Here is a 24,821-nt window from a genome sequence, read left to right as displayed (position 1 = left end):
GGCACACCGCCGAGCGCTCGGAGGACCCGGCGGCGGACGCGAGACCTGGTGCTCACCGCGCGACGCCCCGGGTGTCGATGACGCCCGCGCCCGCGAGCTCGCCCGCGGCGACACGCTGCTTGAACTCCGTGTGGTCCACCAGGACGACGGTGACGTCGGCCGCCGCGGTCGCGTCGGCGAAGGACGCCAGCCGCACGTTGCGGCGGTTGGCCAGCTCCGGCGGAAGGGTCTCGATGTGCGGCTCGACGACCACGACCTGCGCGTGCGGCAGCCGGTCGGCGAGGTCGGCGACGATGCGGCGGGCGGGCGACTCGCGCAGGTCGTCGATGTCGGCCTTGAACGCCAGGCCGAGGGCGGCGACGGTCGGCGCCTCGACGCCGTCGGCGGCGGCGACGACCTGGTCGATGACCCACTGCGGCTTGCTGTCGTTCACCTCGCGCGCGGTCCGGATGAGGCGGGCCTGCTCGGGGTCGGCGTCGACGATGAACCACGGGTCGACGGCGATGCAGTGACCGCCGACGCCCGGGCCGGGCTGCAGGATGTTGACGCGCGGGTGGTGGTTGGCCAGGCGGATGAGCTCCCAGACATCGATGTCGAGCTTGTCCGCGATGAGGGAGAGCTCGTTGGCGAAGGCGATGTTGACGTCGCGGAACGAGTTCTCGACCAGCTTGGCCATCTCGGCCGTCACGGCGTCGGTGAGCAGGATCTCGCCCTGGCAGAAGACGGCGTACAGGTCCTTGGCCATCTCGGCGGCCTCGGGCGTCAGCCCGCCCACGATCCGGTCGTTGGTGACGAGCTCGATCATCACGCGGCCGGGCAGCACCCGCTCCGGGCAGTGCGCCACGTGGATCTGCGGGCGGCCGTCCGCACCGTCCAAGGACAGGTCGGGCCGCGCCTCGAGCGCCCACTCCGCCATCTTCCGGGTCGCCCCGGGGGGCGACGTCGACTCGAGGATGAGGAGCTCGCCTCCCTGCAGCTGCGGGGCCACGGCCTTGACCGCCGCCTCGATGTACGAGAGGTCCGGCTCGTGGTCGCCCTGGAAGGGCGTGGGCACCGCGATGATGAAGGCGTCCGCCGGCTCGGGGCTGTCCGTCGCGCGCAGGGTGCCGTGCTGCACCGCGCCGGCCACGTACGTCGCGAGGTCCGGCTCGACGAAGGGCACGTCACCGCGGTTGATGGCCTCGACGTTGGACGGCTTCACGTCGACGCCGACGACCTTGACGCCCTTCGACGCGAGGATGGCGGCGGTCGGCAGGCCGATGTACCCCAGGCCGATCACGCCGACGGTGTTGATCTCCATTGCTCATTCCCCAGTCAGACTCGGACGTGCCGGTCAGCACGGCCGTAGAACGCGACCGAGCCGCTCGCGAGCAGCTCGGCGTCGGTGACGGTCCAGGTGTGACGGCCCTCGCCGGAGCGCACCTGGACGAAGTTGAAACGGTCCGCGGAGTAGATCCGCGCACCGGTGTCGACCACCCTGCGGAGGAACGACGTGTCCTCGCCCCGCGCCGTCTCGCCGAAGCGCACCTCGGCGGCGACCGGGCGTCGCGCGACGATGGTAGGGCCCATCACGAAGTCTGTGAACCGGTGCTCCCGCTCCGCGAAGCGCAGCACGGTGGCGTCGTGGCCCTCGAGGTACATGTAGTGGGCCTGCTTGCCCACCACCTCGGCGCCGCTGTAGGCCATGGCGTACAGCTGGTCGGAGAGGTACTCGGGCCCGTACAGGTCGTCGTCGTCCAGCTTCGCGACGACGTCGCCGTCGGCCGCGTCGACGAGGCGGTTGAGGCAGGCGCCCAGGGGCACATCCGTGCCCTCATGGAGCAGCACCAGCTGGTCGATGCCGGCCGCCTCGGCCCGCGCACGAAGGTCCGCCTCGTCCACGTCGAAGCCGTGCGTGAGCAGCGCGAGCTGCACGTCCACGCCCCGCTGCGCGCCGACGGTCCGCAGCACGTCGTCGAGCCGGTGCGGCCGGTTCGTGGACACGAGCGCCGTGACCGACGGGCGCGGCACCGCGGCCGAGTCGGCGAGACCCACGTCGTGCAGCACGCGCTGCGCCCGGGCGCCGTAGGTGTGCTCGCGCCAGATGCGCCGCTGGCCGAGGTGGACGGCGCGGTCGCGCAGCTCGGGCGAGCGGACCAGCGCGCGCACCGTGTCCGCGGCCTCGGCCCGCGTCGTGACGGCGAAGACCTCGTCCGCGGGGAAGAACTCGCCGGTCGCGGCGCTCGGCGCGGTGACCACGGGGGTGCCGCAGGCGGTGATCTCGAAGATGCGGCGGGCGCACATGCTCGGCGAGTCCACCACCGAGTTCACGTTGAGGAACGCCTTGTAGTCCCGGTACGCGGTGAGCATCTGCGCGTAGTCGAGCGACCCGACGACGCGCGACGCGAACGGCTCCGGGAACTCGTACTGGTCCCCCTGGCCGCGGAAGCGGGAGAAGATCTCGAGCCCGGTCGCCATGCGCGGCGACACGTCCAGCGCACCGCCCAGCAGCATCTCCGCCTGCTCGCGACGCTCCGGGTACTTGTGCGCGAACCAGGTGCCGGCGAACGCGACGTCGCGCCCGGGGCCGTCGCCGTGCGTGCGGACCGGGTTGTGGATCGCGGGCTGCGCGCCGAACTCGAGCACGCCGACGCGGTCGTGGCCGAGGCGTGCGCGGTACGCGTCGACGCGGCCGACGTCGGTCGTGTAGACCCGGTCGAACAGCGCCGCGGTCTCGACGAAGTCCTCGAAGTGGACCGGGTCCTCCTTGTTCCAGAAGACCGTGGGGATGCCCCGCTCGGCGCACGCGGCGAGCATCTCCACCAGCGCGGGCCGCGGCGCCGACGCGCCCGTGAGGTGGTACTGCCACGCTCCGCCGTTGCCGCGCCAGGCAGACTCCACGAACACGAGGTCGAGGCCGTCCAGCTGCTCGCGCCACGACGAGGGCTTGAGGAGCACCTGGCCCCACTCGTACCCGAAGGCGAGCCGCGAGAAGTCGTCCAGGACGACGCCGACCCGCAGGTCGCGGGCCGGGTCCCGGCGCGGCATCGCCCACGCGTCGAAGGTCAGCCCCTCGGCGGTCCGCCGGCCCGACCCGAGCACCTCGTCGCCCGTCGCGCGCCGCCGCCTCAGGAACGTCCGCAGCTGGGCGGGCCCGCCGTGCCGGAGGTGCCACAGGGCCTTCCGGATGGTCGCCGACGACCACCGTCGGTCGGCACGAGCGGGCATGCGGTCAGTCCTCGGTAGGAGAGCCGCGGAGCCACCCGGGAGGCGGGCTCGCGGCAGCCGACGGAACGCTCCTCGCCAGGCCGGGGGCAACCATACCGGCCGCCTCGACCGTGCCTCCGAGGAATGTCGAGGAAACGTCCACCGTCACGCCGATTTCACCCCGGTGCGCCGCATGTCCCGGTCGCGCGGTCCGCGGCGGGGGCCGCGAGGCGCCACCGCGCCGGCCTCGTCAGCCGTCCGCGCGCGACAGCCCCGCCTTGATCTGCGTCGTCGAGATCTCCGGCGTGCGCTCGAGGTAGACGACCTCGCACTGGTCCTTGAGGAAGTCGAACTTCCCCGCCCAGTCGTCACCGATGACGAACGTGTCGACGTGGTACTTCTCGACGTCGGTGGTCTTCTGCTCCCAGTTCTCCTCCGGGATCACCAGGTCGACGTAGCGGATCGCCTCGAGCATCCGGCGACGCTCCTCGTACGTGAAGTACGACTTCTTGCCCTTGCCCGCGTTGAACTCGTCCGACGAGAGGGCGACGATCAGGTAGTCGCCCTGCGACTTCGCACGGCGCAACAGCTCGATGTGCCCGTAGTGCAGCAGGTCGTAGGTGCCGTAGGTGATCACTCGCTTCATGAACTCATCCTTGGTCGAGGGCGAACGGAACGTCATGGTCTGCGACGCAGCCTAGACCGGGCGCCGACCCCTCACGTCACGCGCCGCGGCCCCGGCCGGTCGCGGGGACCGGCCGGGGCCGCGGGACGACGCCTCGGCTCAGAGGCCGAGGGCGTTCTGGATGGGCGTGAGCGTGAAGTACACGACGAACATGGCGGCGGCGATCCACATCAGCGCGTGGATCTGGCGCACCTTGCCGAGCGCGAGCTTGATGATGACGAAGGCGATGAAGCCCGCGCCGATGCCGTCGGCGATCGAGTACGTGAACGGCATGAGGATGATCGTGAGGAACGCGGGGATCGCGATCTCGACGTTGCGCCAGGAGATGCCGGCCACCTGGGCCATCATCAGGTAGCCCACGAACACCAGCGCCGGCGCGGCGGCCTCGTACGGCACGAGCGCGACGACGGGCGACAGGAACGTCGCGAGCAGGAACGCGACGCCGGTGACGACGGCGGCGAAGCCCGTGCGCGCGCCGGCGCCGACACCGGTCGTCGACTCCACGTACGCGGTGTTGGACGACGTGCTGCCGACGCCGCCGAGGACGGCGGCGAGCGAGTCCGCGACGAGGATCGCGCGGGTGCGCGGCGGGTTGCCCTCGCCGTCGAGCAGCTTGCCCTCCGCGCCGACGGCGACCATGGTGCCCATCGTGTCGAAGAAGTCCGCGATGAGCAGCGAGAAGACGATGAGGATCACGGACACGGCCGCGATGTTCTGGAACGAGCCCAGCAGGGAGAACTGACCGATCAGGCCGAGGTCGGGCGTCGTGAACACGCCGTTGAACGTCGGGGCGTTGAGGTTGAAGCCGTTCGGGTTGCCGCCGGCCTTGGTGCCGATGTGGAGGGTGTTCTCGAGGATCACGGCGAGCACCGTCGCGGTGATGATCGCGACCAGCATGGCGCCCCGCACCTTGCGCACGAACAGCACGATGGTGAGCACGAGGCCGACGACGAAGACGAGGATCGGCCAGGTGCCGAGGTTGCCGAGCGCCACGACGGTGCCCTCGCCGGGCACGACGAAGCCGGCGTTCACCAGGCCGACCAGGGCGATGAACATGCCGATGCCGACGCTGATCGCCGTCTTGAGCTCGACGGGCACGGCCTTGAACACGGCCTCCCGGAACCCGGTGAGGACGAGCAGCAGGATGATGATGCCCTCGATGACCACGAGGCCCATGGCGTCGGCCCAGGTGACCTGGGGCAGACCGGCGATCGAGTAGGCGACGACGGCGTTGAGGCCCAGGCCGGCCGCCAGGCCGAGCGGGTAGTTCGCGAAGACGCCCATGATGAGCGTCGCGACGCCGGCGACGAGGGCCGTGGCCGCGGCCACCATGCCGAGCGTCTCGGGCGTGGCCTCGGTGCCGCCGCCGAGCACCTGCCCGGTGCCGTCCTGCACCGTGCCGATGATCAGCGGGTTGAGCACGATGATGTAGCTCATCGCGAAGAAGGTCACCAGACCGCCGCGGATCTCCGCGCCGATGGTGGAGCCTCGCTCGGAGATCTTGAAGAAGCGGTCGATCGCGCTCAGGTCGCCCTTCGGCGGCGCGGTGGTCTGGTTCGCCATGAGCAGAATCGTGCCAGATCTTGTGAAGGCCTCCTGCACGGAAACCGGTCCGTGACACGGAATTCACAGCCCGGCGATGTGCCGGGGCGACCGTCCGTCAGTACGCCCCACGCCCGCTGACCACGGCTTTCGCCGTCCGGGCGAGGATGAGGAGGTCGCCGAAGACGGTCCAGTTCTCGGCGTAGAAGACGTCGAGCCGCACCCCCTCCTCCCACGTCAGGTCGGACCGGCCGCCCACCTGCCACAGCCCGGTGAGGCCCGGCTTGACCCGCAGCCGCCGCCGGACGCGCGACTCGTAGCGCGACACCTCCTGCGGCAGCGGGGGCCGCGGCCCGACGAGGGACATCTGCCCGGCGAGGACGTTGAGCAGCTGCGGCAGCTCGTCGAGGGAGAGGCGCCGCAGCACCTTGCCGACGGCGGTCACGCGCGGGTCGTCGTGCAGCTTGAACAGGACGCCGGAGCCGTCGTTCGGCTCCGCCAGCACCGCGACCTCCGCGTCGGCGCCCACGCGCATGGACCGGAACTTCAGCATCCGGAAGGTCCGCTCGTCGCGGCCGACGCGGTCCTGGGTGTAGAAGACGGGGCCGCGGCTCGACAGCTTGACCGCGAGCGCCACCACGACCATGAGCGGCAGCAGCAGCAGCGTGATGAGCGCCGCCCCCGTCCAGTCGACGACGGACTTGAGCACGTACCGCGGCCCGGTGAACCGCGGCGCGTCCACGTGCAGCAGCGACACGGACTGCTCGGGGGTGACGGTGATCCGCGGACCGGCGACGTCCGCCAGCTCCGCGGTGAGCATGAGGTCCACGCCGACCGGCTCGAGCTCCCAGCCGAGGCGGCGCACGACGTCGGCGGTGATGGCGTCCGAGCCGCTCACGGCCACGCAGTCGGCGCCGACCTGCGCCGCCATGACGCCGGCGGTGCGCAGGTCGCCGAGCACCGGGACCCCGAGGATGTCCTCGCCGGGGCGCACGTCGTCGGTCGTCGGGACGCACACCCCCACGACGCGATAGCCGGACTGGCGGTCGTTGAGCTCGTGCACCAGCCGCTCGACCTGGTCCCTCAGCCCGATCGCGAGGACCAGGGTGACGCAGCCGCCCTGCTGCCGCTGCCGGTGCAGCCAGCTGCGGCACAGCCACCGGCCGACGAGCAGGGCGAGGACGCCGGTCGGGACGGCGACGAGCAGGAACGTGGAGACGCCGGGCCGCGCGACCAGCAGGGCGAGCAGGGCGAGCGGCGCCACGAGCCGCCACGACGCGTCGAAGACCCGCTGGTACTCGGCCGGCCCGGACGCGAACACCCGGACGTCGTAGGCGCGGGCGAGCCACAGGCTGGCGAGCCAGGCGGTGACGAGCACCCCGACGGACAGCACCTGGTCGCCGAGCACCGTCGGCGTCACGCTGTCGTGGACGGCGGCGCCCCGCGCGGCGGCCGCGACGAGGGCCGTGACGACGACCACCACCACGTCGGTCCGTACCAGGCGGCGGCGGTAGGAGGTCTGCCACGACCCCGCGCGGAAGGAGTCCCGCACCTCCTTGAGGCGCGCGGCGCGGACGGCGGCGGTGCGCGACCGGAGGGGCTGGCCGGTGTCCGGGACGGTGATCACGACGGCCTCCTTCCTCCGGGCCGGCCGCCGTGCCCTCGCACGGCGGCGTCACCAAGGTAGGAGCGTCGGAGGGCTCACGGAGCCCCCTCGGGGGTCCTTTCACCCCGGCTTTCACCCGACCCCGTTTTCACCCTCTGACCTGCACTTTCACCCGCACTTCAGCCGTCGCTCCGCGTCATGGTCGAGGTGCCTCGGGACACCGCCGCCCCGGGCCATAGACTGGGCCCGTGCCCTCCCTCGTCCGCCTGCTGACCCACCCCGAGGAGCGCCGCCCCGGCCCCCCGCCCCTGCGCGTGGACCTGCGGCGCGTGATGCTCGGTGGCATCGGCCTGTGGGTGGTCGCGCTCGTCGCGACGTTCGTGATGTTCGTGCTGGACCGCGGGACCGTCGAGGCGGTCGTGACCTGCGTCGCCGGCATCCTGCTCGGCGGCGCCGGCCTGCTCTGGGAGCGCCGGCACCGCGACGAGTACCGCGGCGAGGACTGACCCGCCCGGACGCGACCGACCGGTCAGCGGCCCCACTTCGCGGCGGGCGGCTCCCACGCCGCGAGCGCGTCGAGGAGCCCCTGCGGGGAGCGCGCGACGACCAGCGACTCCCGGTAGCGGGACGACAGGAACCCCTCGTCGACCATGTGGTCGACCATCCGCAGCAGCGGCTGCCAGAACCCGTCGACGTCGTACAGCGCGACGGGCTTGGCGTGGATGCCGAGCTGCTGCCAGGTCCACACCTCGAACAGCTCCTCGAGGGTGCCCGCGCCGCCGGGCAGCGCGACGAACCCGTCGCCCAGCTCCCCCATCCGCTGCTTGCGCTCGTGCATGTCCGCGACGACGTCGAGGCGGGTGAGGCCGGGGTGCGCGATCTCCCCGTCGACCAGGGACCGCGGCATCACGCCGAGCACCTCTCCCCCGGCGCCCAGCGCGGCGTCGGCGAGCTCGCCCATGAGGCCCACGCGCCCGCCGCCGTAGACGACGCCGACGCCCCGCCCGGCCAGCACGCCCGCCAGGTCGCGGACGGCGGCGGCGTACCGCGGCTCCCGCCCGCTCGCGGAGCCGGTGAAGAGGGTCAGGCGGCGCAGCGCCGCGGGCGAGGTCGTGGTGTCGGGCTCGAGCATCCCGCCATCGTAGGGAGGCACGGGCCGCCGGTCGGCCCGGTCGGCCCGGCCGGCGCCGTCGGGGCCGTCGGGGCCGTCGGGGCCGTCAGCCCCAGGCGGTCGTGACCCACAGCTCGGCGGCGCGCCCGGGCGCCGCGAGCACGGTGGCCAGGAGCGCCGCACGGTCGGGCCGGCCCAGGAGGTCGGCGAGCGCCGCGGCCAGGCCGGCGCGGTCGGTGGCGTGCGCGCGCCCCTCGGCGTCGACCCACCACGGCACGGGCCCGCCGGCGACGGACAGCCTCCCGTGCTCGAACCACACGCGCGGCAGGCGGGGGTCCAGCGCCGCGACGCGCTCGTCGAGCTCGCGCTCGCGACCCGGGCCGTCGGGGGAGGGCAGTCCGTCCTCGCCCACGACGGGCAGGTCGAGCAGGTCGGCCACGGCGGCCACCTCGGGCTCGGGCACCGGCAGCACGGCGCCGAGCACGGCCCAGCGCGCGGTCCCCGCCACCTCGACGTCGTCGGCCAGGCGCACGACGACGTCGCTCGCGTCGAGCGCGGGCAGCCGGTCCGGCAGCGGGTCGAGGGCGCTGGTGCGAGCGCCGGGCGCGAGCCGCACGGCGAGGCCGGCGAGCCCCCTCCACACCCCCAGCGCGACCGGCAGGGGCACGGACGTGCCGGGCTCGGGCAGCCGGTCCAGCGCGGCCGGCCAGTCGAGCGGGTCGAGGCGGTCGAGGCCGTCCACGATGCCGAGAGCGCGCTGCGCCTCCGGGTCGAGGGCGGCCACGGCGGGCGGCGCGGGCGGCAGCAGCGGCACGCCGTCGTGGGCCGCGAACGGCGCCCCGAGCCGGTCGCGCAGCCACCACGCCGTGTACGACGGGGCGCCCGCGACCGGGGCGACGAGGGCCCGGCGCGCGTCGGGGTCGGCGACGAGCGTGCTCAGCACCCCGGCCCACGGGTCCTCGCCGTCGTCGCCGTCGTCGCCGTCGTCGCCCGCGTCCCCCTCGTCGTCGTCGCCCGGGACGTCGACCGCGTCGAGGTCGGCCACGGCGTCCACGTCGCCGACGTCGACGCCGGGGCCCACGCGGTCGGCGAGGTAGCGCAGGTAGTCCTCCCAGCCGGAGAGCCAGCCGGCGGGGTCGTCGGGCCCGTGCTCCGCGTCGGGGTCCGCCGGGTCGGGCGTGAGGACGTCGGTGACGCGGTAGACGCCGACGTCGGCCCGCACGCCGACGGCGGTCAGCAGCGGGGCGGTGTAGTACGCCAGCGCCGCGCGGGTGACGGGCGCCAGCCCGGGCATCCACGCCGCCCAGGAACCGGGGAGCACGGCCTCGCGCGCAGGGCGCATGCCGTCCTCCGTGGGCACCGGCAGCTCGCCGAGCCAGAACGGGAACGTGCCGCCCCCGGCCGCGAGCGCGAGCCGGGCCAGGGCCAGCACGTTCTGCACCACCTCGCGCGGGCTCACCTCCACGGGGCCCACCAGCGTCGGCCCGCCGAGGACGCCCGGCACCTGGGGCACGTCGGCCGCGCCGTCGAGCAGCGCCTCCGACGCCGCGAGCGCGAGGGCGCGCACGCCCGGGTCGTCCAGCAGCGCGCGCGGGCTCGTGGACGTGGCGCCCGCGCGGACCAGCAGGGGGTGCGCGGCGTCGGGGTGCACGACCCGCACGCCGAGGGTGCGCGCGACGGCGGCGAGCGCGGGGTCGTCGTCGTCCTCCGGCAGCACGACGGTGCCCCGCACCCCCGACGCCGTGCGGCCGTCGGCGAGCGGCACCCGCGCCCCGGCGAGCGCCTCGAGCACGCCCGGGTCGGGCGCGTACGGCTCGAGCGCCGCGCACAGCGCGTTCCAGCGTGCGGGCGGCAGGCCGCCGGGCAGGTCGGCGACGACGTCGGCGAGCGTGGTCGGCGTCGCGCCGAGGCGCCGGGCCACGCCCTGCTGCGCGGTGGTCAGGGCCACGAGGCCGGGCACGACGCCGGCCAGCACGGCCACCAGCCGGGGGTCGTCCCCCGCCGCACCGACGAGCACCGTGGCGTCGGCGGGCGCGACGGCACCCGCGACCGGGCCGTCGTCGGCGGAGGGGGCCTCCTCCGTGCCGCGCGGCGCGGGCAGCAGCGGGGCGGACCGCAGGGCGTCCAGCGCGGCGTCACGCACGGCGGCGTCGACGTCGCCGGCCGGCATCCCGCCGGGCACGAGGTCCAGCACGTCCGCGCCCCGCCCGGGCGTGAGGCCGGCGAGGAGGTCCGCGTACGCGCGCCCGGCCTCCGCGGCGACCGTCTCGGCGAGCGCGCCGGGCAGCACGCGGCGGCGTCCCGGGTCCACGGGGAACGACGCCACCAGCAGCGCAGGGAACGTCAACGGCACGTCGGTGGGTGTCGGCGCGTGCAGGACGCCGCCCTCGGCCGCGGCGCCGTCGCGACGGACGGCCCACGCGACCGACCAGCGCGACCGGCGCTGCTCGAGCGGCAGGTCCGCCACCGCGTCCGCGTCGACCGCGCCGGTGCGCCGCAGCACGACCCACCGGTCCTCGAGGTCGGCGAGCACCCGCGGACCCTCGTCGTCGTGGTCACGCTCGATCGTCACCGAGGCGAGCGCGGGCAGCGCCAGCAGCAGCGCGTCGTCGAGGGCGTCGAGCTGCGCGCGCACCGCGTCCACGGCGTCCGCGTCGCGCAGGACCAGCTCCACGACCGTGTCGTACTCGTCGTCGCCGAGCGCGGGCGCGGGGAACGGCAGGCGCAGCACGGGCAGGTCGGCGCCGCGTCCGGCCACGGCGCCGCCGAGGGCCGAGCCCGCGGGTGCGACGTCCGCCAGCAGGTCACGGGTCGCGGCCAGCGAGAACCGGACGCCGCCGCCCCGGGAGCGCACGGTGACCTCGTCCGACACCGCGCGCACCGCGGCGAAGCCGACGCCGAACCGGCCGACCTGGAGCGGGGCGTGGGGCTCCGCGCCGTCCCCCGGCCCGGCGCCGGCGGCCGGCGCGGGCTCGACCTTGGCGGACGCGCGCAGCGACGCGAGCGACGCCACGCCGTCGGCCGTCAGCGGCGCACCGGTGTTGGCCGCGACCAGGGTCGCGACGCCGCGCGGGTCGTCCGCGGGCAGGGGGGTCAGGCGCAGCAGCAGCCGCCCGGGGACCCCGGCACGTGCGGCGGCGTCCGCGGCGTTCTGCGCGAGCTCGACCACCACGCGGTCGCGGTAGTAGCCGCGGGCGTGGTCCTCCTCCGCGTTCGCGTCCTCCCGGAAGCGCGTGCCCGAGCCGAGCCACGCCTCCGTGACCGCGTGCCGCAGCGCGGCGGTCCCGAAGGCGTCGCCCGTCACTCGGCGTCGGGGCGCCGGTCGGCGGTGTCCGCCTCCGTCGCCTCTGCCGTCGCCTCCGCGGCGTCGGTCGTGCCGTCGGGGGTGACCGCGTCGTCCGGCGTGCCGGGCGCGGCGGCCCGGGGTGCGCGCGGCTCGACGGACACCGCCTCCACCCGGAGCTCGTCGATGAGGGGGGCGTCGGCCGGCCAGTCGCTCGGCGGGTGCGGCGCGTCGGTCTCCGAGTGCGCGCCGCAACCGTGGTCGAGCGAGACGACCTTGCCGTCGTCGGGCGACCACGCGTTGGCGCAGACGCCGAAGAGCTGCCCGAGCGGGCCCTGCAGCGGCACGAGGAAGCCGCACGTCGTGCACTCCGCGGGCGACGCGACCGCCCCCGGCGCCGTCGGCCCGCGCGACCCGCGGTACCAGCGCTCGGCGGCCTCGTCGCGACCCTGCGGCGACAGCACCCGCTCGCGCGCGAGGGCGAGCTCGTCGATCGCGACGGAGTCGAGCTCCTCGTCGCCGGTGGCCTCCCACCCGGGCTCGAGGCGCGGGTCGTCGGCCTTGAAGGGCAGCGTGTCGCCGGGGCCGATGTCGCCCGGGCGCAGGCGCTCCGCCCACGGCAGCCACGCCGGGGCGAGCAGCGCGTCGTCGCCGGGCAGCAGCTCGACCTCGCACACGGTCGCCACGCGGCCGCGGGGCACGCGCGCCAGCGTCACCGTCCAGTGCCAGCCGCGGTAGCCGGGCATCGTGGCGGCGAACCGGTGGGACATGAGGCGCTCGCCCTCGGCGACCGTGCCGAGGTGCTCCCCCACGTCCGACGGCAACGACGCGCCCTCCTGCGCGGCCTCGCGGGCCAGGTCGACCGCGCCCAGGAGCACGGCGTCCTTGCGCGCGCGGGAGCTGACCCGCGTCGTGCGTGCGGGGGCGTCTGCGGCAACGGTCACCATGTCGTGGTCCTCTTCGTGCTCGTCATGTCCTCGTCTCGGGCCCTCGGCCGGGCGGGCGCGCCGGTCAGGAGTCGAGGTCGTCGGCCACGGCCCGCAGCAGCGTCGCGACGCGCTGGCCCGCCGTGGCGTCCGGATACTTGCCCCGCTTGAGCTGGTCGCCGACCCGGTCGAGGACCTTGATGAGGTCCTCGGTGATCGCGGCCATCTCCGACGGCGCCTTGCGCCGGGCCTTGGCCACCGACGGGGCGGGGTCCAGCAGCGTCACGGAGAGCGCCGAGGGGCCGCGGCGGCCGTCGGCCACGCCGAACTCGACCCGCGCGCCCGGCTTGACGCCCGTCACGTCCGTGGGCAGGGCGGAGGCGTGCAGGAAGATCTCCCCGCCGTCCTCGCTGGCGATGAAGCCGAAACCCCGCTCCGCGTCGTACCACTTGACCTTGCCGGTGGGCACCTGGACCTCTTCGTGCTCGTCGTCGACTGCGGTGCCGCGCCGGTGCGCGGAACCTGGTCCGGCCGGTGCCCGGGCGCACGCCCGGCTCCGGCCAGACGCTCAGGCTACCGGCCGGTGCCGCCCGACGCCGCATCGGTCCGTCGCGCTCCGCCGAGCAGGCGGTCAGGCGATCCCGAGGTCGGCCGCCAGCCGCCGCGCGACCGCGTCGTACCACCGCCCGGGGTCGGCGACGGAGCCGACGAGATGCCCGAAGAGCTCGAACGACACCGTGCCGAACAGCGTGGTCCAGGCCATGAGCGTGCGGGCGACCAGCTCGGTGGGCGCGTCGGCCACGATCCCCCGCGCCGCGACGAACTGTCGCGCGGGGTCCACGAGGTCATGGACGTCGGGCGCGTCGCGCGGTGCCGGCCGCGGGGTCGCCCCCGCGTCGTGGGCGCGGGCCACCACCGTGACGAGCACGCGCACCACGCGCGTCGCCGGGTCGACGGTGTCGCGCGGGGCCGCGTACCCGGGCACGGGCGTGCCGTAGAGGAGGCCGAGCTCGGCGGGGTGCGCCACGGCCCAGCCGCGCAGCGCGTGGCACGCGGCGAGCCAGCGGGCGGCGACGTCGTCCTGGTCGGCGACGGCGGCGTCCGCCTCCTCGACGGCGGCGCCGAGCTCGTCGTAGCACTCCACGATCAGGGCGGTGAGCAGCGCGTCGCGGCTCGGGACGTACCGGTACACCGCCGAGGACACCATCCCGACGTCGCGCGCGACGGCGCGCAGGGACAGGGCGGCCGGGCCGTCGGTCGCGAGGCGCGCGCGGGCCGCGGCGAGGATCTCGCGGGTGAGGGTCTCGCGGGCGAGGGCGCGGGCGGTGCGGGGGGCGTCGACCATGCGGCCCAGCGTGACACGCGAGAGCAGTGACCACAAACGAGAGCATCGCTCTTGCCAGGCGTCGCCGCGCGTGCCACGATCGTCGAGACAGAGAGCACCGCTCTCGGAATGGAGCACCCGTCATGACCGACCGTCACCTGATCGTCGGCGCCGGCCCCGTCGGCCGGCACGTCGCCGCGCTGCTCGCCGCACGCGGCTCCGACGTCACCGTCGTGACCCGCAGCGGCCGCGACACCGGGATCGCCGGCGTCGCGCACGCCGCCCTCGACGCGACCGACGCCGATGCCCTGGCCGGCGCGGCCGCCGGCGCCGACGTCCTCTACAACTGCGCCAACCCCGGCGACTACACGCAGTGGGAGCGCGCCTGGCCCCCGCTGGCCGCCGCGTTCCTCTCGGCCGCCGAGCGGTCCGGCGCCGTCTACGCCGTGACCGGCAACCTCTACCCCTACGGCCCGGTCGAGGGCCCGATGACGGAGGACCTCCCCGACGCCGCCACCGACCACAAGGGCCGGCTGCGCGCCCGACTGTGGGCCGACGCCCGGCAGGCGTTCGAGGACGGCCGCCTGCGCGGCGTCGTCGAGGTCCGCGCCTCCGACTACGTCGGCCCCGGCGCGGGCGCCAACGGGCACGTCTCGCGCGTCCTGCCCGCCGCACTGCGCGGGCGGCGCGTCACGATGATGGGCCGCACCGACCTGCCGCACACGTTCACCGACGTGGGCGACGTCGCGCGCACCCTGGTCGCGGCCGCCGAGGACCCCGGCGCCCACGGCCGCACCTGGCACGTGCCGAGCAACGCGCCGCGCACGCAGGCCGAGGCCCTGGCCGACGTCCTCGCCGCCGCCGGTCGCCCGCCCGTGAAGGTCGGCTCGCTGCGCGGGCCCGCCCTGGCCGCCGTCGCGACCTTCTCCCCGCTCCTGCGCGAGCTCCGCGAGCTGATCTACCAGTGGGAGCGGCCGTACGTGCTCGACGACTCCGCCGCCCGCGCCCGCTGGGGCCTCGAGCCCACCCCGTGGGAGGAGGTCTGCCGCCGCACCGCCGGGCCGTGACGCCGAGCAGGCCGCCCCCCTGCCGGCGCGCAGCCCGTGGGCGACCACCTGTCCGGCACCGAGGGGGCGACGCGTAGCATCGATCAGATGGCCAGCACCTCGCCCGGGAGCACGGCGGAGGCCGACGTCGTGGACGGCGCCGGCGCCCCGGCCGCGCCCCGCACCTTCACCGAGGCGGTCCGCGCGCGGGACGACGACGAGCTGCTCGCGCTGCTGCGCGCGCGCCCCGACCTGGCCACGCCGTCGCCGTCCACGCTGCGCTCCCTCGCGGCCCGCGCGTCCAGCCGCACCGCCCTCGAGCGGGCGCTCGCCCACGCTGACGCGCGGACGTTGCAGGCGCTCGAGGCCGTCGTGGCGCTCGCCCCGGGCGGGCCCGTGACGCCCGGCGACGTGCGGCACGCCGTCGGCGCGGACGAGGACGCCCCGACGCCCGACGGCGAGGACGCGGGGTCGGTCGTCGAGCGCGTGCTCGGCGACGCGCTGACCGCCGCGCTCCTGTGGGACGCGGGCGAGCCCGGCCGGCCCGACCTGCGCCCCGCCCCCGGCCTGGACGACGTGCTCGGCCCGCACCCCGCCGGCCTCGGCCCGGTCCGCCCGGGCGCCCGGCCGGGACAGCCCCAAGGCGCGCCGGCCGACGGCGCCGACCCGGCGCTCACCGACCTGCCCCGCGGCGGGCACGAGGTGCTCGACGCGCTCGCGTGGGGGCCGCCGATCGGCCTCGTCCCCGCGCCGGGCACCACCGCGCGGACGGCGGTCGACGCGCTCGTGGACGCGCGGCTGCTGCTGCGCACGGACGCCCGGCACGTGACGCTGCCGCGCGACGTCGGGCTGGCGCTGCGCGGCGGGCGCACCCACCGCTCCCCCGAGCTGGCACCGCCTCGCCCGGACGGTCGCCTCGTGCCGCAGGAGGCCGCCGACGCGGAGGCCGCGAGCGCCGCGCTCGAGCTCGTGCGCCGCGTCGACCTCCTCGTCGCCGCGTGGGACGAGACCGCGCCCCCGGTGCTGCGCAGCGGCGGGCTCGGCGTGCGCGACCTGCGCCGCACCGCTCAGGCGCTGGGTTCCGACGAGGCGGACGCGGCGTTCGTCGTCGAGCTCGCCGCGGCCGCGGGCGTGGTGGCCGACGACGGCGACGCCCCGCCGTCGTACCGGCCCACGACGGTCGCCGACGCGTGGGAGGGGATGGACGACGCCGAGCGGTGGGCCCTCCTGGCGGCGGCCTGGGTGGGCTCGCGCCGGACGCCGTGGCTGGTCGGGTCGCGCGACGAGAAGGGGGCGCTGCGGGCCCCGCTGTCGCCCGACCTGCACCGCGGCTGGGTGCCGCGGCTGCGCCGGCAGGTGCTGGACGTGCTCGCCGCGCAGCCGGAGACGGCCCTGGGCCCGGAGGCCGTGATGGAGGTGCTGCGCTGGCACGCCCCGCGCACGGTGCCGCCCGAGCAGGCGGTGGCGGGGCTGCTCGGCGAGGCGGCGCTGCTCGGCGCGACCGGCGCGGGCGCGCTGTCCGGGCCCGGCGCGGCGCTCCTCGCGCACCTGCCCGCCCCCGGCCGCCCGGCCGACGCGCGACCCACCCCGGTGCACCTCGCCCCCGGCGACCTGGCCGCGGCGATGCGCGCGGCCCTGCCCGGCGAGGTCGACGAGGTGCTGCTGCAGGGCGACCTCACCGGCATCGTGCCGGGCCGCCCGTCGCAGGCGCTCGCCCTGCTGCTGGAGCGGTCGTCCGACGTCGAGTCGCGGGGCGCGGCGACCACGGTGCGCTTCTCGCCCGCGTCGGTCACGCGGGCCCTGGACCAGGGCACCACGGCGGACGAGCTGCTCGGGGCGCTCGCCGAGCGGTCGCGGGTCCCCGTCCCGCAGCCGCTGGAGTACCTGGTGCGCGACACGGCGCGGCGGCACGAGTCGCTGCGCGTCGGCTCGGCCGGGTCGTACGTCCGCGCGGCCGACCCGACGGTGCTCGCCGGGCTCGCGGCGGACCCGCGGCTCGCCCACCTCGGGCTCGTGCGCCTGGCCCCCACGGTGCTCGCCGCGAGCGTGCCCGCCGTCGAGCTGCACGACGCGCTGCGTGCCCGCGGCCTGCTGTCCGCCGTGGAGGGCCCCGACGGCCGCGTGCTCAGCACCCGGCTGCGCCGCCCGCCGCGGCTGGACCGCGCGGCCCGGGACGCGCGCCGCGGCCCCGCCGCCGAGCAGGAGGCGACGACCGACGACGCCCGCGCGGCGCTGGTCGCGCGCCTGCGCGCCGCCGACTCCGGCGACGAGACCGCCGTGGACCGCCTGGCCGGACGCCGTCCGGAGCCGGTGGCGCCGACCACGGCAGCGCCGTCACCCGTCACGCCGTCGCGCGCCCCGAACGGCCGGCCCCGGACGACGGAGCCCGGTGACGCTCTCGCCACCCTGCACGACGCGCTGCGCGACGGCCGCCTCGTGTGGATCGAGATGGTCGGCGCCTCGGGCACGCTGGAGCGGCGGGCGCTCAAGCCGCTGCGCCTCGACGGCGGGCGGCTGCGCGCGCTGGACCCGGCGCGCGAGGCGGAGCTCACCGTCGCGGTGCACCGCATCGCCGCCGTCGAGCCGGCGGACGGCTGACCAGCCCCGGACCGCGCCGGAACAACCGCGCCCGCCCGCGGCGTTGACCCCCTGGATCGCCACCCTCGATCGCCTCCCGGAAGGAGCCGCATGACCGACGGACCGCTGATCGTGCAGAGCGACAAGTCCATCCTGCTGGAGGTGGACCACCCCCGCGCCGACGACGCCCGCCGGGCCATCGCGCCCTTCGCGGAGCTGGAGCGCGCGCCGGAGCACGTGCACACCTACCGGCTCACCAGCCTGGGGCTGTGGAACGCGCGCGCCGCCGGGCACGACGCCGAGCAGGTCGTCAACACGCTCATCGAGTACTCCCGCTACCCGGTGCCGCACGCGCTGCTGATCGACGTCGCCGAGACGATGGGCCGCTACGGCCGCCTCACGCTCGCGACCCACCCCACCCACGGGCTCGTCCTCGAGGCCAGCGACCGCGCCGTGCTCGCCGAGGTGCTGAAGTCCAGGCGCACCGCGGGCCTGGTCGGCGAGCGGGTCGACGACCAGACCGTCGTCGTGCACCCGTCCGAGCGCGGCCACCTGAAGCAGGTCCTGGTGAAGCTCGGCTGGCCCGCGGAGGACCTCGCCGGCTACGTCGACGGCGAGAAGCACGAGATCGCCCTCGCCTCCCCCACCCACCCGCGCACCCCCACGGAGCAGCCCAAGGAGTGGGAGATGCGCCCCTACCAGGCGCAGGCCGTGGACGGGTTCTGGCACGGCGGCTCGGGCGTCGTCGTGCTGCCCTGCGGCGCCGGCAAGACGATCGTCGGCGCGGGCGCGATGGCGAAGAGCGGCACCACCACCCTCATCCTCGTGACGAACACCGTCAGCGCCCGCCAGTGGCGCGACGAGCTGGTGCGCCGCACCACGCTCACCGAGGACGAGATCGGCGAGTACTCGGGCTCCCGCAAGGAGATCAAGCCCGTCACGATCGCCACCTACCAGGTGCTCACCACCAAGCGGAAGGGCGTGTACAGCCACCTCGAGCTGCTCGACGCCCGCGACTGGGGCCTCATCCTCTACGACGAGGTGCACCTGCTGCCCGCGCCCATCTTCCGCATGACGGCGGACCTGCAGGCGCGCCGCCGCCTCGGGCTGACCGCCACGCTCGTGCGCGAGGACGGCCGCGAGGACGAGGTGTTCAGCCTCATCGGGCCCAAGCGCTACGACGCCCCGTGGAAGGACATCGAGGCGCAGGGGTACATCGCGCCCGCGGACTGCGTCGAGGTGCGGCTCACCCTGCCCGAGCACGAGCGGATGGTGTACGCGACGGCCGAGCCGGAGGACAAGTACCGGCTCGCCGCGTGCGCGCCGGGCAAGAACCGCGTGGTGGAGCGGATCGTGGCGCAGCACCCGGACGACCAGGTGCTCGTCATCGGCCAGTACCTGGACCAGCTCGAGGAGCTCAGCGCGCACCTCGACGCCCCGCTCATCACGGGCGCGACGACGGTGCGAGAGCGCCAGCGCCTGTTCGAGGCGTTCCGCTCCGGCGAGATCAGCCGGCTCGTGGTCTCCAAGGTCGCGAACTTCTCCATCGACCTGCCGGAGGCGTCGGTCGCGATCCAGGTGTCCGGGTCGTTCGGCTCCCGCCAGGAGGAGGCGCAGCGGCTGGGGCGCGTCATGCGGCCCAAGGCCGACGGCCGCACGGCGCACTTCTACGCCGTCGTCGCACGCGACACCGTGGACCAGGACTTCGCCGCCCACCGGCAGCGGTTCCTCGCCGAGCAGGGGTACGCGTACCGCATCGTCGACGCGGAGGACCTCGACTCCCCCGCGCCGGCCTGACCACGGCGGCGCGGGGGAGCTCGGGGCACGGGCTAGCGGCGGGGCCGTAGCCCGTCGTAGGCCCGCGCCAGGCCGGAGAGCGCGGTCTCCCAGTCGTCGTGGTCGCTCGTCGCCGGGTCGAGCGCCTCGGCCGCCGCGACCGCCCGCCGCAGCCGCGCGTACGACGCGGCGGTGACGTCGTCCTGGTCGACCGCGTCGGCCCGGGCCAGCAGCGCGTCCACCTGCTTGACGACCTTCCACCGCAGCTGGTCGCCCGACACGGTGAGCACGCGCAGGGCGTCCGCGACCCTGTGGGCCGTGGCGTCGGCGTCGGCGTCGACGGCCTTCGCCGCGGCGAGGGCCCGTGCGAACACGCCCCAGTCGGTGGCGAGGTAGAGGTCGGAGTCCGCGGTGAGCCCGCCGTACCGGCCGACCGCCGCGTGCAGGGCGGTCTTGTCGACGCCGTGACCGAGCTCGAACCAGTCGAGGTTGCCGACGTAGGGCTGGCTCGTGGTGGGCGTGCTGCGGAGGACGACGTAGATCGCGTGGCGGCCCGCGAGCTCCTCGGGGAGCGGGACGGTCGTGGTGGCGTAGGTGCCCCAGCCCGAGCCCGTGGCCGGGAGCGGGACGGTGACCAACGGGTCGCCGGACATCGAGTCCGCGTAGAGGGCGAGGCTGGCCCCGGACACCTTGGTCGACGGCGCGTCGTAACGGACGCCGACCGAGGTGGCGCGGTGCTCGCCGAGGTCCACGGCCGGGTACCGGACCCACGCGCCGTCCTTCGTCCCGGCGAGCTGCCCGCCCACCGGGCCGGCCTCCGTCTTGAGGTCGGCGCCCGCGAAGTCGGTCCCGGCGACCAGCCCGGAGTCCGCCGCGCCCAGCGGGCCGTAGCCGCTGCGGACCGACTCGAACTGCACCTTCGTCGACGTCGGGGCCGCGTCGGCCTTCGCGGCGAACCGGAACCAGTCGACGTTCGCGACCCAGCTCTGGCCCGGGGCGAGCGCGCCGGTGAACACGAAGTAGACGTCCTGGGGGCCGCCGAGCCGCGCGGCCTCGTCCGCGGTGAACGTGTGGGTCAGCGCGGTGTAGTTCGACCAGCCGTTCGTCGTGGGCAGCGCGATCGTGGCGACCAGCGGACCCGTCGGCGAGCCGGTGCGGAGCTCGACGGCGGAGCTGGCCGACGCCGTCCCCGGGTTGTGGGCGTAGTCGACCACCACGGAGTCGAGCGGGGCGCCCGAGAGGTCGAGGCCCTGGAACGCCAGCCACGAGCCGGGTGCGACGCCGCCGACGTCGGTGCCGCTGCCGCCGCTCTCCGTCTTCAGCGTGCCGCCGGACCACTGGTCGTAGTCCTCGGCCTGCAGCACCCGGTAGCCGTCCCCGGCGATCTCGAGCCCGTCCGCGGCTGCCCGGAGCACGGCGAGCGAGGACGACAGCACGTACTCGGAGGCGTCCTCGTCGGCCAGCGTCGCCTTCGCGTCCGCGACGGCCGACCGGAGGGCGGCGAACGACGCCGCGGAGTAGCGGTCGGCGGTCACGAGTCGCGCGTCGTCGTAGACCGCCCGGAGGTCCGCGCGGGTGGTGGTCGCGGGCGAGAGCGTGAACGGGTCGAGCGCCGTCGTCCCCGCGCCGGTGACCTGGGCCGCCGTGGCGCCCTCGAGCGCCGCGTCGGAGAGCCGGACCGTGAAACGGGTGCCGGTCGCGCTCCGCACCTTGCCGCGGAAGGTGACCTCCGCGGTGGTGTCGCCGGTCCGCGCGACCGAGGCGGTGACGCCCGGGTCGAGCCCCGGGAACGTGACGGCACCCTTCGAGAGCGCGGGGCGGTTCTTCCCCGCGAAGGTCGCGCCGCCGCCGAGCGTGAGGTCGACCGTGCCCCGCACGGCGCCCTTCGCGTCCGCGGTGAGCGTGGTGGTGCTCGGCGTGAGCGTGTACCCGTCGAACCGGACCTGGAGCGTGAGCTCCCGGTCGGCCGCGTCCGGCACGGTGCCGGCGAACGCGTGGGCCGTGAGCGTGACCTCGAGGTCGTCGGTCGAGTCGTCGACGAGGTGCCGCGCGGCCCGGCCCGTGAGGGCGAGGTCGAGCGTGGTGTCCCCCGTCCTGGTCGCACGCAGCCGCAGGCCCTTCGGCACCCCGGTGGCCCGGACCTGCCGGCTCAGGTCGGCGCCGGCCCTGCCGGCGAGCGTCGTGCCGCTCACCCGCACGGAGACCGCGCCGTCGACCGAGCCGTCGTTCGCGTCGGACTCCTCGAGCACGCGCGACGACGTCGAGACGGCCTCGCCCGGGCGGTACAGGGAGCTCGGGACATGGTCGACCACCGAGTCCTCGGCGACGCCGTCGACGCCCCACGACGAGGGCTCGGACCCCATGGCGAAGCGCAGCACGCCGCCGGCGTTCATCTCGGCCGCGGTGAGCCACGTGCGGTGCAGCGGCACGCCGTTCAGCGTCGCGCCCTGGATGTAGTGGTTCGCCGTGCTGACGCCGGGCGCCTCGATGACGAGGTCCTTGCCGCCCGGGTAGTGGACCGTCGTGCGGTCGAAGATCGGCGACGTGATCTGGAAGGTGTCGCCGCCCGCCATCACCGGGTACAGCCCGAGCGCGCTCGACACGAAGTAGCCGGACATCGTCCCGGCGTCGTTGTCCATCGTCGCGAGCATGCCGTCGGGCGCGTTCTGGTAGACCCACTTCTTCGACGCGCTCGTCGACGACCCGTCGGCCGTGTAGCTCGTGCACACCGGCTCGGTGACCGTGCGGTAGGTGAGGTCCTGCGTCTGCGCCGGGTCGCCGACGTAGTTGAACAGGAACGGCGCGTGGACCGAGATCTCGTTCGCGTAGAGGTGCAGGTTGCGCGAGCAGTCGTCCGTGTAGGTGCCGAAGAAGTAGTTCACCGCCTTCGCGGCCTGCTCCTTCCCACCCATCAGCTCGACCATGCCGCCGAGGTCCTGGGCGTCGTACCAGGCGTACTGCCACAGCGTGCCCTGGTAGAGGCCCGCGGCCTGCCACTTCTCGGGGTCGGTGGCGGTGAAGCCCGCGGTGTCGCTGTTCGACGAGCGCGGCATCAGCAGCCCGACCTGGTCGACCCCGGCCGCGGCGCCGGTCGCGGCCTTCGCGCGCGCGTCGCCGGTCAGGGCGTCGGCGTCGTAGGCCTTGGCCCAGCGGGCGGCCTCGGTGCGGTACCGGTCGGCGTCGGACGTCCTGCCGATCGCGTCGGCGATCACGGACAGCCCGTACGCGTCGTAGGAGTAGCCGAGCAGGCCGCCGGCGCGCGAGTCGAGGTTGGTGAGGCTCGCGGGGCCGCCGACCTGGGCGACGAGCGCGGGGTACGCCCGGTCGAGCCCCTGGAGCTCGACGCCCTTGGAGACGGCGTCCGCCACGACCACGGGGGCCCGCTCCCAGCGGACCGTCGGCACGGAGTGCAGCAGGCCGCCCACGGAACCCTTGCCGCTCCGGCCGACCGCGGCGTACAGGTCGACGAGCGACTGGACGACGTCGCGGTAGACGTCGGGGTAGACCGAGGCGACGGCCGCGTACTTGTGGAAGTCGTCCCACAGCGACCAGGAGTCGTAGTGGGTGTAGCCCTCCGCCCGGTAGATCACGCCGTCGGCGCCGCGGTAGGTCCCGTCGGTCGACGTGGCGTTCATCGGGGTGTCCGCGAGCCGGTACAGGTGCGTGTAGAACTGGGTCCGCAGGTCGCCCGTCGGGTCGTTCGTGGTGCTCGCGTCGACGTCGACCTTGCCCAGCCGGTCGTTCCACTCGGCCTTGGTCGCGGCGCGGACCTGGTCGAACGACCTCCCGCCCACCTCGACGGACGCGTCGCGCCGCGCCTGCTCGGCGCTGACGGGCGAGAGGGTGACCCGCAGGCCCACGTGCTCGCCCGCCGCGGCGTCGAAGTTCAGGACCGCGCCGATGTCGGTGCCGTCCTGCGAGGTACGCGTGCTGCTCAGCCCGCCGCTCCCCCAGGTCTGGACCGACGACGTCGGGACGGTCGTCTCCGCGTAGTAGTAGAGCTTGTACGCCGAGTTGTAGAAGTAGCCGGTGAAGGAGCCGGAGAGCGTGGTGCGCCCGTCCGCGCTCGTGCCGACCTCGAGGTCGGTCGCCCGGCGCCCGTTGCCGGTGTGCTGGAGGTCGACGACGAGCGACGCGTGGCCCCCGGAGCCGAAGGCGTAGTCGTGGACGCCGGTGCGCGTCGCGGCGGTCACCTGCGCGTCGATGTCCTGGCCGGACTCCTCGAGCCCGACGCGGTAGTACCCCGCGGTCGCGGACTCGTCCTTGGCGCCGTCGGTCGTGCGGATCTCCTTGTCGTAGCTGCTCGTCGCGGGCCGCGAGGTGTAGGTCCGGTAGGTCGGCACGACCAGGACGTCGCCGGCGCCGCCCCCGCCGCCGACGCCGTCGAGCGCGACGTTCGTGAAGCCCCGGAGCGTGTCCGCCGTGTACTCGTAGCCGACGTGGTTGCCGGGCGTCGTCGTCGGGGTGACGGTGGCGAGGCCGTACGGCGCGATGGCGCCCGGCCCGTCCTGACCGTGGTCTCCCTGCGTCCCGATGAACGGGTTGACGAACCGCGTGTAGTCGGTCCCGTTCGCCGCCTGCGCGACGCTCGCCGGCGCGGTGAGCGGAGCGACGACCGCCGACGCCAGCAGGGCGAGGGCCGTGGGGACGGCGATCCGACGGAGGAGTGCTGCCGGGGCGGTCCGGCGGGGCGTGAGGGCCGAGCTCGAGCTCGACAGCGCTGTCATGCGCCAGATGATACGCGGAGGTGGATACCGGCGGTCAAGGGCCGGTCGGCGGCTCAGCCCGCGTCGGCGACGACGCGGAACCCGGTGTTGCCGGACGAGGAGTCGCCGGTGTTCCTGGTGCGGGCGGCCACGCGGTAGCGGTTGCAGTACGAGTCGTGGCACAGGTACGAGCCGCCGCGCACCACCCACACGTCGCGGGCGCGCGGGTCCCACGCGGTGGAGGTCCACTCCCACACGTTGCCCGCCACGTCGTGCAGGCCGTACCCGTTGGCGGGGTAGGACCCGACGGGCGCGGTGCCGACGTACCCGTCCTCGGCCGTGTTCACCCGCGGGAACGTGCCCTGCCAGATGTTGCACCGGTGCTCGCCGCCGGGGGTGAGCTCGTCGCCCCACGGGTACCGCCGGCGGTGCAGGCCGCCGCGCGCGGCGTACTCCCACTCGGCCTCGGTGGGCAGGCGCGTGCCCGACCAGGCGCAGTACACGAGCGCGTCCTCGCGGGACACGTGCACCACGGGGTGGTCCGCGCGGCCCTCGAGGGTCGAGCCGGGGCCCTCGGGGTGGTCCCAGTCCGCGCCGTCGACCGCGAGCCACCACGGTGTGCCGGCGGCCGACCCGCGCACCTCGGGCTCCTCGCCCACGAACAGGTGGAACACGAAGCTCCAGCCGAACTCCTGCGCCTGCGTGCGGTAGCCCGTGTCGGCGACGAACCGCGCGAACTCCGCGTTGGTCACGGTCGTCGGGGCCACCCGGAAGGGCGCGACGTCCACCGGGCGCACCGGCCCCTCGTCGTCGCCGGGGTTGACGTCCGGGTCCTCGCTGCCCATGTCGAACGTGCCGCCGGGCAGGGGCACGAGGCCCGCGGTCACGCGTCGGGAGGCCGCCGGGCTCGGCGGCCCGGCACGTCGTGCGGACGGCAGGGACAGGCGCAGCGGCGTCGGGCCGTCGCCTCCCGTGGGCCGGGGGTGGTCGGTCACGCGCTCGATCGTACGGCGAGGGCCGGACCGCGATTGCGTCGCCCGGGACGGCGCGACA

16 protein-coding genes are annotated in these 24,821 nt (G+C 75.5%); 4 read left to right on the top strand and 12 right to left on the bottom strand.

What is annotated here, in order from left to right; translation table 11 throughout:
• Positions 1 to 52: 52 nt before the first annotated feature.
• From wecC to ACFU5J_RS09585, 5 genes are all read right to left on the bottom strand, one after another.
• A complete protein-coding gene (gene wecC, locus ACFU5J_RS09605; RefSeq protein ID WP_430576598.1) occupies positions 53 to 1,300 on the bottom strand; it encodes a UDP-N-acetyl-D-mannosamine dehydrogenase in 1,248 nt (415 codons plus the stop codon).
• Between the two features lie 14 nt (positions 1,301 to 1,314).
• Positions 1,315 to 3,207, bottom strand: coding sequence for a glycosyltransferase (locus ACFU5J_RS09600; RefSeq protein ID WP_430578571.1), 1,893 nt, complete (start codon positions 3,205 to 3,207; stop codon positions 1,315 to 1,317).
• 229 nt (positions 3,208 to 3,436) lie between these two features.
• Positions 3,437 to 3,832, bottom strand: a complete 396-nt coding sequence (tagD, locus tag ACFU5J_RS09595) for a glycerol-3-phosphate cytidylyltransferase (RefSeq protein WP_430576600.1) — start codon at positions 3,830 to 3,832, stop codon at positions 3,437 to 3,439.
• Between the two features lie 138 nt (positions 3,833 to 3,970).
• Positions 3,971 to 5,434, bottom strand: a complete 1,464-nt coding sequence (locus ACFU5J_RS09590) for an NCS2 family permease (protein WP_430576601.1) — start codon at positions 5,432 to 5,434, stop codon at positions 3,971 to 3,973.
• 97 nt (positions 5,435 to 5,531) lie between these two features.
• The gene (locus ACFU5J_RS09585; RefSeq protein WP_430578570.1) at positions 5,532 to 7,040 is read right to left on the bottom strand and encodes a sugar transferase; all 1,509 of its coding nucleotides are present in this window, start codon (positions 7,038 to 7,040) and stop codon (positions 5,532 to 5,534) included.
• A 227-nt stretch (positions 7,041 to 7,267) separates the two neighbouring features.
• Here ACFU5J_RS09585 and ACFU5J_RS09580 point away from each other — a divergent pair, with 227 nt between their 5' ends.
• Positions 7,268 to 7,525 carry a DUF2530 domain-containing protein gene (locus tag ACFU5J_RS09580; protein ID WP_430576603.1) on the top strand — a complete coding sequence of 86 codons (258 nt, stop codon included), beginning with the start codon at positions 7,268 to 7,270 and terminating at the stop codon, positions 7,523 to 7,525.
• 23 nt (positions 7,526 to 7,548) lie between these two features.
• On the opposite strand, the gene ACFU5J_RS09575 is transcribed toward ACFU5J_RS09580, so the two are convergent.
• The 5 genes from ACFU5J_RS09575 to ACFU5J_RS09555 form a co-directional block, all read right to left on the bottom strand.
• Complete coding sequence (locus tag ACFU5J_RS09575; RefSeq protein ID WP_430576604.1) at positions 7,549 to 8,151, bottom strand: TIGR00730 family Rossman fold protein; 603 nt, start codon at positions 8,149 to 8,151, stop codon at positions 7,549 to 7,551.
• 85 nt (positions 8,152 to 8,236) lie between these two features.
• The gene (locus ACFU5J_RS09570) at positions 8,237 to 11,434 is read right to left on the bottom strand and encodes a sacsin N-terminal ATP-binding-like domain-containing protein (protein ID WP_430578569.1); all 3,198 of its coding nucleotides are present in this window, start codon (positions 11,432 to 11,434) and stop codon (positions 8,237 to 8,239) included.
• A complete protein-coding gene (locus ACFU5J_RS09565) occupies positions 11,431 to 12,360 on the bottom strand; it encodes a DUF3027 domain-containing protein (protein ID WP_430578568.1) in 930 nt (309 codons plus the stop codon). Before ACFU5J_RS09565 ends, ACFU5J_RS09570 begins: the two co-directional genes overlap by 4 nt.
• Positions 12,361 to 12,424: 64 nt before the next feature.
• The gene (locus tag ACFU5J_RS09560; RefSeq protein WP_430576607.1) at positions 12,425 to 12,808 is read right to left on the bottom strand and encodes a cold-shock protein; all 384 of its coding nucleotides are present in this window, start codon (positions 12,806 to 12,808) and stop codon (positions 12,425 to 12,427) included.
• Between the two features lie 162 nt (positions 12,809 to 12,970).
• Entirely contained in the window at positions 12,971 to 13,684 is a 714-nt protein-coding gene (locus ACFU5J_RS09555; protein ID WP_430576608.1) for a TetR/AcrR family transcriptional regulator, read from the bottom strand.
• A 122-nt stretch (positions 13,685 to 13,806) separates the two neighbouring features.
• Between ACFU5J_RS09555 and ACFU5J_RS09550 the strand changes: the two genes are divergently transcribed.
• The 3 genes from ACFU5J_RS09550 (at position 13,807) to ACFU5J_RS09540 (ending at position 19,083) form a co-directional block, all read left to right on the top strand.
• A complete protein-coding gene (locus ACFU5J_RS09550; protein ID WP_430578567.1) occupies positions 13,807 to 14,730 on the top strand; it encodes an NAD-dependent epimerase/dehydratase family protein in 924 nt (307 codons plus the stop codon).
• Between the two features lie 87 nt (positions 14,731 to 14,817).
• Entirely contained in the window at positions 14,818 to 17,307 is a 2,490-nt protein-coding gene (locus ACFU5J_RS09545) for a helicase-associated domain-containing protein (protein WP_430578566.1), read from the top strand.
• A gap of 90 nt (positions 17,308 to 17,397) precedes the next feature.
• Entirely contained in the window at positions 17,398 to 19,083 is a 1,686-nt protein-coding gene (locus ACFU5J_RS09540) for a DNA repair helicase XPB (protein ID WP_430578565.1), read from the top strand.
• A gap of 32 nt (positions 19,084 to 19,115) precedes the next feature.
• Here the strand turns inward: ACFU5J_RS09540 and ACFU5J_RS09535 are convergent, their stop codons facing one another.
• Positions 19,116 to 23,789 carry a GH92 family glycosyl hydrolase gene (locus ACFU5J_RS09535; RefSeq protein ID WP_430578564.1) on the bottom strand — a complete coding sequence of 1,558 codons (4,674 nt, stop codon included), beginning with the start codon at positions 23,787 to 23,789 and terminating at the stop codon, positions 19,116 to 19,118.
• 53 nt (positions 23,790 to 23,842) lie between these two features.
• Positions 23,843 to 24,763 carry a formylglycine-generating enzyme family protein gene (locus ACFU5J_RS09530; protein WP_430578563.1) on the bottom strand — a complete coding sequence of 307 codons (921 nt, stop codon included), beginning with the start codon at positions 24,761 to 24,763 and terminating at the stop codon, positions 23,843 to 23,845.
• Positions 24,764 to 24,821 lie beyond the last annotated feature (58 nt).

The sequence above is a fragment of the Isoptericola sp. NPDC057559 genome, from assembly GCF_042801555.1.
In the GTDB taxonomy this organism is placed as follows: domain Bacteria; phylum Actinomycetota; class Actinomycetes; order Actinomycetales; family Cellulomonadaceae; genus Isoptericola.
Note: the sequence above shows the minus strand (reverse complement) of the source record. Positions and strands in the feature narration are given on the sequence as shown.

Bases quoted from the DNA above. Each gene is read 5' to 3' on its own strand.
- ACFU5J_RS09590 (WP_430576601.1), bottom strand. From the start codon at position 5,434: ATGGCGAACCAGACCACCGCGCCGCCGAAGGGCGACCTGAGCGCGATC.
- ACFU5J_RS09565 (WP_430578568.1), bottom strand. From the start codon at position 12,360: ATGGTGACCGTTGCCGCAGACGCCCCCGCACGCACGACGCGGGTCAGC.
- ACFU5J_RS09545 (WP_430578566.1), top strand. From the start codon at position 14,818: ATGGCCAGCACCTCGCCCGGGAGCACGGCGGAGGCCGACGTCGTGGAC.
- ACFU5J_RS09600 (WP_430578571.1), bottom strand. From the start codon at position 3,207: ATGCCCGCTCGTGCCGACCGACGGTGGTCGTCGGCGACCATCCGGAAG.
- wecC (WP_430576598.1), bottom strand. From the start codon at position 1,300: ATGGAGATCAACACCGTCGGCGTGATCGGCCTGGGGTACATCGGCCTG.
- ACFU5J_RS09555 (WP_430576608.1), bottom strand. From the start codon at position 13,684: ATGGTCGACGCCCCCCGCACCGCCCGCGCCCTCGCCCGCGAGACCCTC.
- ACFU5J_RS09540 (WP_430578565.1), top strand. From the start codon at position 17,398: ATGACCGACGGACCGCTGATCGTGCAGAGCGACAAGTCCATCCTGCTG.
- ACFU5J_RS09575 (WP_430576604.1), bottom strand. From the start codon at position 8,151: ATGCTCGAGCCCGACACCACGACCTCGCCCGCGGCGCTGCGCCGCCTG.
- ACFU5J_RS09535 (WP_430578564.1), bottom strand. From the start codon at position 23,789: ATGACAGCGCTGTCGAGCTCGAGCTCGGCCCTCACGCCCCGCCGGACC.
- tagD (WP_430576600.1), bottom strand. From the start codon at position 3,832: ATGAAGCGAGTGATCACCTACGGCACCTACGACCTGCTGCACTACGGG.
- ACFU5J_RS09550 (WP_430578567.1), top strand. From the start codon at position 13,807: ATGACCGACCGTCACCTGATCGTCGGCGCCGGCCCCGTCGGCCGGCAC.